The following is a 12,658-nucleotide window of genomic DNA, read 5'->3' on the forward strand; positions in this document are numbered from 1 at the left end:
GGCCGCCAGCCTGTTTAAGGCGCGAACCAGTCGGGGAGTAGCGCAGCCTGGTAGCGCATCTGCTTTGGGAGCAGAGGGTCGTAGGTTCGAATCCTATCTCCCCGACCATTTATCCAGCAAGGGTGAGCGATCAGGGCAATGGGCCCTCCACGCCCCCCTGTCCCATCCGCCCTACCCCGCCGACGTCGCGATCAGCCGTGCGTAGAAATCGATCATACGGCGAAAGCTGTCGATCTTCATATGCTCGTTGGTGCCGTGGATCATCGCCGATTCCTTGACCGTGAAGTGCATCGGCATGAAGCGGTAAATATCGTCCGACACAGGCTCCATATTCCGGCTGTCGGTTCCTCCCACGACGAGCATCGGCGCGAGCACCGCATCGGGCGCGTCGGCGCGGGCGGCGGCGGCGATCCATTTCCAGCCCGGTGAGGTGGTCGACGACACGCGCGAGGGTTCGCGCGGCGGCGTCACCCAGGCAAAGTCGACCGGCGTGTCGCCCACCGCGGCCTTCGCCCGCGCCAAAATGTCGGCTGAGCGATCCCAAGGCGCGATGCGATAATTGATCAGCGCATTTGCCGACTGCGGCAGGACATTCTCCTTCGGGCTGCCCTCCAGCATCGTCGGCGCGATCGTGGTGTGAAAGCCGGCGGCACTTGTCGGCGACGCGGCGAGCTGTTTCCTGACCTGCGATCCGAGCAGCCACTGGTTCGCCACCGCAATTTTGGTCGTGCCGCCCTTCGCCGCCGCGAGCGATTCGAGCATCAATGCACCGGGACCGCGTATCTCCATCGGGAAAGGCTTGTCGGTGATCGCAGTGATCGCGCGCGCGAGCGTTCCGACGCCGGTTTCGGCCGGGGGCATCGAGCTGTGTCCGCCCGGCGCATTGGCGGTGACCTTCAATGTCGCATAGCCTTTTTCGGCGATGCCTATGAGGATGGCAGGGCCACCGATCACTGGCGTGTCACTGAGGACGATGCTGCCTTCGTCCAGCGTGAAGATCGCCTTGACGCCGTCAGCCTTCAGCTTTGCCGCCGCCGCGACAGCGCCGGTGCCGCCGACCTCTTCGTCATGACCCGAGACGAGATAGATTCCGCGCTTGGGCCGGAAACCCGCCTTGGCCAGCGCTTCGGTCGCCTCGAACAGGCCGACCAGCGAACCCTTGTCGTCGACCGTGCCGCGGCCCCACACCGCCTTTTCGGCAATCGTCCCCGCAAAGGGCGGATATTTCCAGTCGCCCTCTGTCCCTGCGGTGACCGGCACGACATCCTGATGCGCCATGACGATGATCGGTTGCAGCGACGGGTCGGAGCCCGCCCAGTGATAGACAAGTGTGCGGTTGGGCAAGATCGTGCGCGTCATCGCCCCATGCGTCGCCGGATAGGTCGTCGCAAGCCAGGCGTGCAGCTTGTCCCATTCGGCCGTTTCATTTTCGACCGGGTTCTGATGCGAGACCGTCCGGAGTTGCACCGCGGCGCTGAGATGTCGGACCGCAGCATCCAGGTCATAGGCTGGCACCGCAGCGAGCCGTACATCGCTGCCATCGGCGACGCCTGCAGGCGCAAAAGTCGCGGTGCGAACCGCCACAACGCCCGCCGCAATCGCAACGACCGCCAGCCCGCCCAACAGGATATTCCGACGCTTCCCCATGTCTCTCTCCCTCTGTTGAGGGACAATGGACCGCCATAGCCCCTGAAAGGCAAGGGAAAATGGTGGGCCCGGCATCTCCAAAACGACTTGCAGTACGTCCAACGGCCTGATTGTACAGCGGGCACACTGTGATGGCATTCCGCGCCAGTTTCATAGCAATCGGATGCGCAGCGACTCGACCCCTCAATCGGGTGCCGTGGACCGGGGCCGGATTCTTCAACTTCCGGCTATACTTGGAGCATTTTCCGGCAGGCCTGTCTCTTTTTGTCCCCCTCGATCGTCTTGGCTCCATCGATGTAGCGGAGCATGATCGTGAGTCTGAAAGACAAGACGGTTGTTGTCACCAGTGGAAGCCGCGACCTTGGGCTGGGGCTGGTGGAAGGTGCTCGTCCATCAAGGCGCGAAGGTGACCGTCGTTGCACGCGGCGCCGAGGCTCTCGACTTGCTATGTGGCCGATCGAGCCCACAACCAGCATCGCCGACCCGGACAGCGCTGATCCTGCGGAGACAATGATGGCGAGAGGCTATCGAGACAGCGATATCCCGCTTCACCGACCTCCCCATCCTTCAACGCAGTGTCCTGATCCTGAAGGAGGTTCTCGACGAGCCCCGCGCCGAAATAGCCGCTCTCCTCGATCTCACCCCCGACTCGGTGAAGGCCCATCTGGCGAGCGCGTCTTCGCGAGATCAATCCGGCGGCCGGGAGGCCGTTGCTCGCTCTCGCCCCAAGCCAAGGAGGGAGAAACATCCACAAATTTCGATATCCGTGGCACAGAGGCTTGGCAGTCTGGGTCACATTCTTGCGGGTGTGTGGGACAAGGTGTCGCGGATATATGATTGTAAAGCCGTTACAATTTCTTGGATTTGAATTCAGAAATCCACCCTGTCCGCCATAATCCCTATCACGCATATTATTTCAAGGTCCGGCGGCCCTGGCTCCGTCTTGTGTTTGTCCCGGGAGGACTCCCGACCGAAATCACAAGAGGAAATCAATGCGCAAGATTTTGCTGGCCTCCACCTGCCTCGCCACCTTCGCTTCGCTACCCGTCCACGCTGAAACGACGATCACCACCGCCACGACGACGCCGGTTCGCACGTCGACGGTCAAGGCGGGCGCACCCGATGATGTGAAGATCACGTCAGCCGGGTCGGTGAAGCCCGGCAGCGGCACCGCGGTCACCATCGACAGCAATCACAAGGTCGTCAACGAAGGCACGATCGAGTTCAGCAACGTCGACGGCGCAACGGGCATCTTCGCCAACGCCGGGGTGACGAGCGGCATCAACAATGCCGCGTCGGGCAAGATCAACATCACCGAAACCTATGCGCCGACCGACATTGACAAGGACGGCGATATCGACGGCCCCTTTGCGGTCGGCAGCAACCGCGTCGGCATCGCGACGGGCGGAGCCTTCACCGGTGATATCGTCAACGCCGGAACGATCACGGTAAAAGGCAATGATTCGGCCGGCATCCGTCTCGGCGGCCCGGTGACCGGGAATTTCACCAACAACGGCACCGTTCAGGTCCTTGGCGACCGCGCGCTCGGCATCGGGTTGCAGGATGTGACCGGCAACGTCCGCCTTGCCGGCGAGATCAGCGGGACCGGTGTTGATGCGATGGCCGCGCGGCTTTCCGGTAACATCACGGGCGCGCTCGTCGTTCAGGGCAATCTGACCGCAACCGGCTATCGCACCGTTACCCCGCCGGCCGATCCGTCGAAACTCGACGCCGACGACCTGTTGATTGGCGGTCCCGCACTGTCGATCGAAGGCAATGTGACGGGCGGCATCGTTCTTGCCATTCCCCCCAAGGATTCGAGCACGACCGATAATGACGAAGACAAGGACGGCATCGAAGATTCCAAGGAAGGTAGCGCTTCGGTGCGCTCCTTTGGTTCGGCTGCCGCCATCCGGATCGGGTCAGCGACCCAAGCCGTGACGATTGGTCCCGTCGCAGGAACGGGTACCGGCCTTGGTCTTATCATCGACGGTTCGGTCATCGGTAACGGCGTCTATACCGGCAAGGATGGCAACGGCATGCAGATCGGCGGCCTTGGCGGTGCGGTGACCATCGCTGGCGGCATCGGGATCGGTGGCTCCGGCAGCGTTCAAGCGCTTTCGAAGGACACCGCCGCAACCGCGATCCGCATCGGCAATGGTGCAAGCACCCCCGAAATCCGTAACGCGGGCAAGATCGAGGCAACGACCGCCGGCAATGTCGCGGGTGCCGTCGCAACCGCCATCGTGATCGACGCGGGCGGCACTGTCCCGCTGATCCGCAACAGCGGCACGATTGCTGCCAAGACGGGCGGTGACAATGGCACCGCGCGCGGCATCGTCGATCTGTCGGGCAAGGTCACCACGATCGAAAATAGCGGCTCGATCAGTGCTACCGGCGCGCTTGCTTCGTCCGGCCGTAATATCGCCATCGACCTGTCAGCGAACACCACCGGGGCCACCGTCAAGCAGACTGCGGTCGCATCGGGGGTCACCGCGCCGACGATCGTCGGCGACGTCCGTTTTGGTAGCGGCAACGATGTCTTCGACATCGCCGACGGTTCGGTGAAGGGCGATAGCTTCTTCGGCGCCGGCAACAACAAGCTGGCGCTCTCGGGCGATGCCACTTTTGACGGCACCGCACGTTTCGGCAGCGGCAACGACAGCATTACGCTGGCCGGCACGTCGAAATTCGGCGGCGTTGCCGATTTCGGCGGCGGCAGCGACACGATGTCGATCGCCGGAACATCGAAGTTCTCGGGACGTCTGCTCAATTCGCAAGGGCTGGCCGTGTCGGTCAGCGGCGGCACCTTCGACGTTGTCGGCGCCGCGACCATTTCGTCGCTGTCGGTGACCGACAAGGGTATCCTTGGTGTCACCCTCGACGGGGACAACACGGGAACCGCACTGCAGGTCACGGGTAATGCCAGCTTTGGTGCCGAATCCAAACTTGCGCTCAAGCTGACCAGCCTCGACAAAGCCGAAGGCAAGCATGTCGTGCTGACCGCAGGAACGCTGAATGGTGCGAACAATCTGACCACCTCGTCGACGCTGCTGCCATTCCTTTACAAGGGCACGCTGACGTCCAACGCGACCCAGTTGATCGTCGACGTGTCCCGCAAGAGCGTGACGGAACTCGGCCTCAACCGGTCGGAAGCCGGCGCCTTCAATGCCGTGATCGACGCCTTGCCGGCGAACAAGAAGGTCGAAGGCGTGTTCCTGGGCATCGTCGATGGTGGCCAGTTCCGCAATCAGCTCGGCCAGATGCTGCCCGAGCACGAAGGCGGCGTGTTCGAAACCGTCACCTCGGGCTCGCGCGCGCTGTCGCGCTTCCTCCAGGACCCCAGTGCACCGTATCAGGACGAGGGCAAATGGGGCTATTGGGTGAACCAGGCCGTGTGGGGCACGTCGAAGAGCATCGGCGACACCGCAGGCTATGACGTCACCGGCTGGGGCATCTCGCTCGGCGCCGAAATCGAAACCGATGCCGGCAATTTCGGTGGCTCGGTCGCCTATCTGAACGGCAAGGACGGCAACAGCGCGAACGCCAATGAAGTCAGCTCGAACCAGTGGGAAGGCGCGCTGCACTGGCGTCTCCGTTCGGGTGGCCTTATTGCCCATGCCCGCGTTGCGGGCGCCCCGATCAGCCTCAAGGGAACGCGCATTTTCAGCGCCGAAGCCGGGGCGAACGATATCGAGGAAACCGTCCGCGGCAAATGGGACGCCAAGCTTTATTCGGCATCGGGCTCGGTCGCTTATGACACCAAGGCGGCGGGCTTCACCATCCGTCCGACGCTGGCGGTCGATTATTACAAGCTGAAGGAAGACGGCTATACCGAAACCGGCGGCAACGACGCACTGAACCTTACCGTTCTCAGCCGCGACAGCGACGAGCTGGCGGTGTCGGGCACCGTCGCGATCGGCCTGGAATTCGGCGGCGCCGACGAATATGACGGCTGGACCCGCTTCGAACTCGAAGGCGGCCGCCGCCAGATCGTCAGCGGTATGCTCGGCGCCACCACCGCGTCGTTCAAGAACGGCGATCCCTTCACCCTCACCCCTGATGACCGTACGAGCGGTTGGATCGGTCGTTTCCGCGGCACTGCCGGAAACTCCGCCTTCCAGGTCGGCGGCGAAATCTCCGCGGAAGAACAGCAAAGCCATATGGCCTGGGCTTTCCGCGCGAGCCTGCGGGTCGGCCTGTAAGCCCCCCTCGGCCGGCCCTGTGCAAGGGGGAAGCACCCCTCCTATCTCGCTTCCCCCTTGCCTTGGCTTCATGGACGAAATTGAAATGAACGCACTCGCCGCCCTTTCCCCAAACGCATCGCGGTTGCACGGCGCGGTGGTGACGCTATATGACGGCGGCATCAGGGGGGCGTGCGGCGCGCGCCGGGGCGGCGTTCATCCGCGAAACATGGCGTTCCAAAGCAAGCAATTCATGACCGAGGCGAAAGATCGAACCGACGCCCCGCAAGGCATTGAAGGCGTATTGCTCGCCAACCGCGACCGCATCGTGCGCTTTTTGCAGCTGCGCGGCGCGGGCGATGCGGCCGAGGATTTGTTCCAGGATCTGTGGATGCGGTTGACCGAACGCACAGCCGGCCCGGTCGCCGATCCGCTGCCTTATGTCATGCGCGCTGCGAACAATCTGATGCTCGACCGCTATCGTTCGGCGCGCCAGCGCGAATTGCGCGACGCGGCGTGGGGCGAAGCCATGGCGGTACAAAAGCCATCGGCTGAAACCGTGCTGATCTCGCGCCAGCAGCTTTTGCAGGTCGAACAGGCGATCGCGGCGACCGGCGATCGGTCGGCCCGCATCTTCCACCGCTTTCGCGTCGACGGACTGCCCCAGCGCGAGATCGCGGGCGAAATGGGCGTCAGTCTGAGCACCGTCGAGGCTGATTTGCGCAAGGTCTACGCGGCTCTGGTCGCAGTGCGGAGGCAGTTCGATGCATAATGACGCACGCACCGCCGCCGAAGCGCATGCAATCGACTGGCTGATCCGCCAGCGCGATTCCGCATTCGACGACTGGGACGGCTTTGCCGACTGGCTGGCCGAAGCGCCCGAACATTCCGAAACCTATGATATGGTCGCCAGCCTCGATCACGACCTTGATGGGCTGTCCCCCGCGGAGACGCCCGTCGTGACGATCGTCACCGAAATGCCCCGCCGCCCCTCGCGCCGCGCCTGGTTCGGCGGCGCGATTGCGGCCGCGCTTGCCGCCGCGGTCGTCCTGCCCAATCTGGGATTGTTCGGCGGCGCGCAGCGCATCGAAACCGCGGCGGGCGAGCATCGCACGATTAACCTTGCCGACGGGTCGAAAATCGAGATCAATGGCGCCTCGGTGATCGAACTCGACAAGGATCGCCCGCGTTTCGCCCGGCTGGAATCGGGCGAGGCGATGTTCCACGTCATCCACCGCGACACCGACCCGTTCATTGTCGAAGCCGGCGGAGCGAAGATCGTCGATCTGGGCACCGCGTTCAACGTCGTCCGCCGCAGCCGCCAGACCTCGGTGGCGGTGTCCGAAGGCATTGTGCTCTACAATCCCGACCGCGACAGTGTCCGTGTCATTGCTGGTCAGGGAATCGAGGCCCGCGACGGCGACACCAAGGCGCCGGTCGCCCAGCCCGTCGATATTGCCAGCGTTGGCGGGTGGCGATCCGGGTTGCTCGTCTACAACGGCACTCCGCTTGCCGTCGTCGCCGAGGATCTGAAACGCACCGCGGGGATGAGCGTGACGATCTCCCCCGAAGCCGCCGAGCTGTCCTTTCGCGGCGCACTGATTGTCGATGAAGACCGGAGCCGGACGGTTGCCGATCTTGCAGCATTGTCGGGAACGAAGGCGGCGCGGCGCGGCGATGGCTGGGTGCTGACGCGCTGAGCATGACCAGCCGCCTTCCCTTGGTCGTGGCAGCGGTGATGCTGAGCCTTCCGGTCCAGGCCGTGGCGGCGGAAGAGCGTGCGTTTGACGTCCCCAAGGGCAATTTGTCGAACACTCTGCCCGTCCTCAGCCGCCAGGCCGGGGTCAGTATCAGTGTTGTCGATGCGAAATTGTGGGAGGCGCGCGTCAAGCCCGTCCGCGGGCGGATGAGTGTCGAAGAGGCGATTCGCCGCATGCTCGCCGGGTCCGACGCTCGCGCGATACGGGTGAGCACGACGAGTTGGCGGATCGAGCGCCGACCATACCGGGTGGCGCGGCGTTCGACCTCGCCGCCTTCCCCGGTACTGCAACCGCGTACGCGCGAACCGGTGAGGGACACCATCGCCCGGCCGCAGGACGAGATCATCGTCACCGCGTCGAAAACCGACCTGCCCTACTCGCATCTCGCGGGCGTCGCCTCCATGCTGGACGGCGGCGATTTGGCGTTTGGCGGCGAGCGCGGAATGGATTCGATCCTGTCGCGCGTCGCCACCGTTTCCTCGACCCATTTGGGATCGGGACGAAACAAGCTGTTCATCCGCGGCATCGCCGATTCCAGCTTCACCGGCCCGACCCAAGCCACAGTCGGTCAATATCTGGGCGATATCCGCCTCAGCTATAATGCGCCCGACCCCGATCTGCGCCTTTACGACGTCGATAATGTCGAGATTCTCGAAGGGCCGCAGGGCACCCTTTATGGCGCCGGATCGCTCGGCGGTATCATCAGGGTGACCCCCAAGGCGCCCGACCCGCGCGCGATGTCGGTTCAGGCGATCGCGGGCATCTCGCTGACCCAGCACGGCGATCCCGGCGGGGACATTGCGACGATCGCGAACCTGCCGGTCGGCGACAATGGCCATGCACTGCGCCTCGTCGGCTATATGCTGACCGACGGCGGCTATATCGACAATCCGCTGCGCGGCCAAAATGACATCAATCGCGTTCACGTTCGCGGCGGTCGCGGGACGTTCCGTTTCGACGCGGGCAATGACTGGACCGTCGATCTGGGCGGCGTCTATCAGGCCATAGTCGCCGACGACGCGCAGTTCGTCAGCAAGGAGGCGCCGCCACTGAGCCTGCGCTCGATGGTCGAGCAAAATGCCACCGCGCGCTATGGCATGGGCACGGTGGTGGTGATGAAGGATTGGGACGGGCTGCATTTTCAGTCGTCCAACGCCTGGATCACTCACCGCCTGTTCGAACGCTTCGACGCCAGCCTTCGCAATCCGCCACCACCCGGCAATACCATCTCGGCGGGGATCGTTGACGTATCCCGGCTGTTCGCGCCGCTCGACATCCAGCCATTGGCCGACGTGCCGCGCGTGCTCGATCAGCATAATGCGACACGCATGTTCGTTAGCGAAAATCGACTGTCGCGCCCATATCATGACGGCCTGGGTTGGGTGATCGGTGCAAGTTTCGTCGATAACCGGACGCGGCAGAAGCGCGAGTATGGCTATGGCGGCCTCCGCGCGATCCTCCCCGGCGTCACGAACCAGATCACCGAATTCACCGGTTATGCCGAAGCGACAGTCGAACTGATGCCCGACCTGATCGCATCAGGCGGGCTTCGACTGTCGCGCGCACGCCTCGGTGGCAGTGCCGAGGGCGTCGCCTTCGATGTCGAAGAAGCGGGCCGCGCGACGACCGCCTATCGCAACGAAACCGATCTGTTGCCGTCTTTCTCGCTGCTCGCAATGCCGTTCGATCTTGTCCGGCTATACGTGCGTTACCAGGAAGGGTTCCGACCCGGCGGTCTGGCGATCGACCGCGATTTCGTGCGCCGGTTCCGCAACGATCAGGTCCGCACATGGGAAGGCGGCATTCGTGTCGGGCAAAGGGGCGAAACGCCGTTCGACGCCAGCGTTTCAATATCCCACAGTGACTGGCGCGATATCCAGGCCGACTTCATCGATGGCAATGGCTTCCCCACCACCGCAAACATCGGCGACGGGCGGATCACCAGCTTGTCGGGCGCGGTTGCAGTTCGGCCGACCAATGCACTGACCTTCGAACTTGGTGCGGTTTACAATCACAGCCGGGTCGGGAAGCTCGCGCCCGCGATCGCACTGGTTGCGCAGGCTGCGCCCGGCCGCCTCGGCCGCATTCCCAATGTTGCAAGTCATGCGGTGCGCGGTTCGGTCAACTATGTGACGCTGATCGGGGACGAGGATTTACGGCTGAACGGCTGGGCCAATTATGTCGGTCCGTCACGGCTCGGCATCGGACCGGTGCTTGGCGAAAGCCAGGGCGACTATATCGACACCGGACTAGCGATGCGTGTCGGCAATGCGCGACGCGGCCTGTCGTTCACCCTGACCAATCTCTTCGATTCCCGTGGCAATCGCTTCTCGCTCGGGACGCCGTTCGTCGAAGGGAATGAAGGCTTTATGACGCCGCTGCGCCCGCGCACACTTCGGATCGCCGTCGACGTCGCCTATTGAGCTCTAAAATCACCCCAGTGTTGCAGGCATGGGAGGTGGCGGCGGTTTAGCCGATGGTCACCCTCCCCATCGCAGCGCGACAGGGAGGGCCGTGCGTCATTCGCCGAGCGTCAATCGCTCGTAACGCTCCATATGATAATCATGGCTTCCGAACTGGCTCTCGATCATCGTCGCGCGCTTGAAATAATGGCCGATCGCCAATTCCTGCGTGATACCGATGCCACCATGGGTCTGCACTGCGTTCTGACCCACGAAGTTCGCGCCGCGGCTGACCTTCGCCTTGGCCGCCGACACCGCCGCCATGCGCTCGTTCGCCGGCAAGTCGAGCTTCAGCACCCCCATGATCGTCATCGAACGTGCCTGTTCGACCTCCATGAACATGTCGACCATGCGGTGCTGCAGCACCTGGAACTTCGCAATCGGTACGCCGAACTGCTTGCGCTGCTGGGTGTATTCCAGCGTGCCTTCGTGCAGCTTCTGCATCACGCCGGTCGCCTCGGCGCAGGTCGCGACGGTGGCTTCGTCGACGATCTGTTCGATCAGTCCCAACCCGGTGCCTTCGCCGCCGAGCAACGCATCGCCTGGGATCGCGACATTTTCGAAATAGATTTCCGAAGCGCGGCTGCCGTCGACAGTCGGATAGTCGCGGCGGACGATGCCAGGCAGGTTCGCGTCGATCAGGAACAGCGACACGCCATCGCGCTCGCGCTGCGAGCCGCCGGTGCGCGCGGTAACGAGCAGGTGGGTCGCCCAAGGGGCTGCATAAACGACACCCTTATGGCCGTTCAGTACATAGCCCGCGCCGTCCTTCTTCGCGGTGGTGCGCAGGTTGGCGAGGTCGTAGCGGCCCTGCGGTTCAGCATAAGCAAAGGCGATGATCGCATTGCCGGCGATGATCTCGGGGATCATTGCGTCGGCCTGCGCCCCGCCCACGGCCTTCAGCGCGCCGCCGCCGATCACGACGGTTGGCAGATAGGGCTCGATGCCCAGCACCTTGCCCAGTTCTTCCATCACGATCGCATTTTCCAAAGCGCCGCCGCCAAGGCCGCCCTGCTCTTCGGAAAAGGCTGCACCCAGCATGCCGAGTTCCTGCGCCAGCGACTGCCAGATGCCGGGGTCGCGCCCGGCATCGGATGCGGTGAACTTTTGCCGCGTTTCGAAATCATAGGTGTCGGCCAGGAAGCGCGACAGCGTATCGCGGATCATGTCCTGCGTTTCGGTGTAGGTGAAATCCATTATCTTCGTTCCTGATCTTCATCGTTCCCCGGCGTAAGCCGGGGCCCATTTCCGCTCGCGGTCCTCACGGCCGCCCGAGACCCCGGATCACGTCCGGGGTGGTTTTGGATCAGAGACCCAAAACCATCTTCGCGATGATGTTGCGCTGGATCTCGTTCGACCCGCCATAGATCGTCGTCTTGCGCGTGTTGAAATAGGTCGGCGCGGCGCGATGGGCGTAATCGGGCCCGATCGGATGCTGATTGTCCCCCTCTCCGAAGCCGCGGAAATAAGGCGCGCCATAATGGCCCACTGCTTCCAGCACCAATTCGGTCAGCCGCTGCTGGATTTCGCTGCCCTTGATCTTGAGCAGGCTCGATTCCGGCCCCGGACCACGGTTCGCATTCGGACCGGCAAGGCTGCGCAGCTCGGTGAACTCGAGTGCGGTGAGGTCGACTTCCAGCTCGGCCACCTTGCGCTTGAAGAAGGCGTTGGCGAGCAACGGCTTGTCGCCGTCGACTTCGGTGCGGGCGATGTCCTTGACCTTTTCGATCGCGCGCTTCGATGCCGCGACGCCAGCGATGCCGGTGCGTTCATGCGCGAGCAGGAACTTGGCGCAGGTCCAGCCCTTGTTTTCCTCGTAAACGCGCTGCGACTGCGGAACGCGGACGTCCTCCAGCCACACTTCGTTGACTTCATGCTCACCGCCCAGCGTGATGATCGGGCGCACGGTGATGCCAGGCGACTTCATGTCGATCAGAAGGAATGAAATGCCTTCCTGCTGCTTGGCGTCCTTGTCGGTGCGGACAAGGAAGAAACCCCAGTCGGCATGCTGCGCCAGCGTCGTCCAGGTCTTCTGGCCGTTGACGATATAATCATCGCGATCGCGAACCGCCGTGGTGCGGAGCGAAGCAAGGTCGGACCCCGAACCAGGTTCCGAATAGCCCTGACACCACCAATCCTCGCCCGACAGGATGCGCGGCAGGAAATGGGCTTTTTGTTCGGGCGTACCAAAAGTGTAGATCACCGGACCGACCATCGCGAGGCCAAAGGGCATCAGGCGAATGCAGTCGGCGCGCGCGGTTTCCTCGGACCAAATGAAGCGCTGTGTCGGCGTCCAGCCGGTGCCGCCATATTCGACCGGCCATGCGGGCGCGACCCAGCCCTTCTTGTGAAGGATGCGGTGCCAGGAGAGGAAATCCTCCTTGGACATCTCTTCGCCCTCGTCCTGCCGTTCGCGCAGTTCGGGCGGATAATTTTCGGCGATGAACTGGCGGACTTCCTGCTGGAAAGCCAGATCTTCGGGGCTGAACTCCATGTCCATGACGATTCTCCCTTGGGCAATGGCGCCCTTATACTAAGCGCTCACCTTTACGTAAACGGTAAGTTGCGGGCTGCAACCCTTTCCTTGCCGCCCAGAATGCGCGCA

Annotated in this window: 8 protein-coding genes and 1 tRNA gene; 6 read left to right on the top strand and 3 right to left on the bottom strand. The window is 63.2% G+C overall.

The genetic code is table 11. From position 1 onward, the window contains the following. The first annotated feature begins 31 nt into the window (after positions 1-31). Positions 32-108 (top strand) — tRNA-Pro (locus tag AC1RRJ_RS07080). Positions 109-171: 63 nt separating this feature from the next. On the opposite strand, the gene AC1RRJ_RS07085 is transcribed toward AC1RRJ_RS07080, so the two are convergent. Continuing rightward, positions 172-1,647, bottom strand: coding sequence for a M20 family peptidase (locus AC1RRJ_RS07085; protein WP_493121046.1), 1,476 nt, complete (start codon positions 1,645-1,647; stop codon positions 172-174). A 562-nt stretch (positions 1,648-2,209) separates the two neighbouring features. Between AC1RRJ_RS07085 and AC1RRJ_RS07090 the strand changes: the two genes are divergently transcribed. The 5 genes from AC1RRJ_RS07090 to AC1RRJ_RS07110 all read left to right on the top strand — a co-directional run bounded on the left by AC1RRJ_RS07090 (position 2,210) and on the right by AC1RRJ_RS07110 (position 10,014). Continuing rightward, positions 2,210-2,515 (top strand): sigma factor-like helix-turn-helix DNA-binding protein, encoded by a 306-nt coding sequence (locus AC1RRJ_RS07090; RefSeq protein ID WP_493121800.1) that lies wholly within the window; start codon positions 2,210-2,212, stop codon positions 2,513-2,515. A 124-nt stretch (positions 2,516-2,639) separates the two neighbouring features. After that, a complete protein-coding gene (locus AC1RRJ_RS07095; protein WP_493121047.1) occupies positions 2,640-5,852 on the top strand; it encodes an autotransporter outer membrane beta-barrel domain-containing protein in 3,213 nt (1,070 codons plus the stop codon). 232 nt (positions 5,853-6,084) lie between these two features. Beyond that, on the top strand, positions 6,085-6,603 hold the full coding sequence (locus AC1RRJ_RS07100) for an RNA polymerase sigma factor (protein WP_493121048.1): 519 nt from the start codon (positions 6,085-6,087) through the stop codon (positions 6,601-6,603). Continuing rightward, positions 6,596-7,531, top strand: a complete 936-nt coding sequence (locus AC1RRJ_RS07105; protein ID WP_493121049.1) for a FecR family protein — start codon at positions 6,596-6,598, stop codon at positions 7,529-7,531. The genes AC1RRJ_RS07100 and AC1RRJ_RS07105 overlap by 8 nt, the downstream gene beginning before the upstream one ends. A gap of 2 nt (positions 7,532-7,533) precedes the next feature. Then, positions 7,534-10,014, top strand: coding sequence for a TonB-dependent receptor (locus AC1RRJ_RS07110; RefSeq protein ID WP_493121050.1), 2,481 nt, complete (start codon positions 7,534-7,536; stop codon positions 10,012-10,014). Positions 10,015-10,110: 96 nt separating this feature from the next. On the opposite strand, the gene AC1RRJ_RS07115 is transcribed toward AC1RRJ_RS07110, so the two are convergent. Then, a complete protein-coding gene (locus AC1RRJ_RS07115; RefSeq protein ID WP_493121051.1) occupies positions 10,111-11,250 on the bottom strand; it encodes an acyl-CoA dehydrogenase family protein in 1,140 nt (379 codons plus the stop codon). 109 nt (positions 11,251-11,359) lie between these two features. Further along, complete coding sequence (locus AC1RRJ_RS07120; RefSeq protein WP_493121052.1) at positions 11,360-12,553, bottom strand: acyl-CoA dehydrogenase family protein; 1,194 nt, start codon at positions 12,551-12,553, stop codon at positions 11,360-11,362. Positions 12,554-12,658 lie beyond the last annotated feature (105 nt).

This window comes from Sphingopyxis sp. GW821-FHT12C06 (assembly GCF_058807415.1).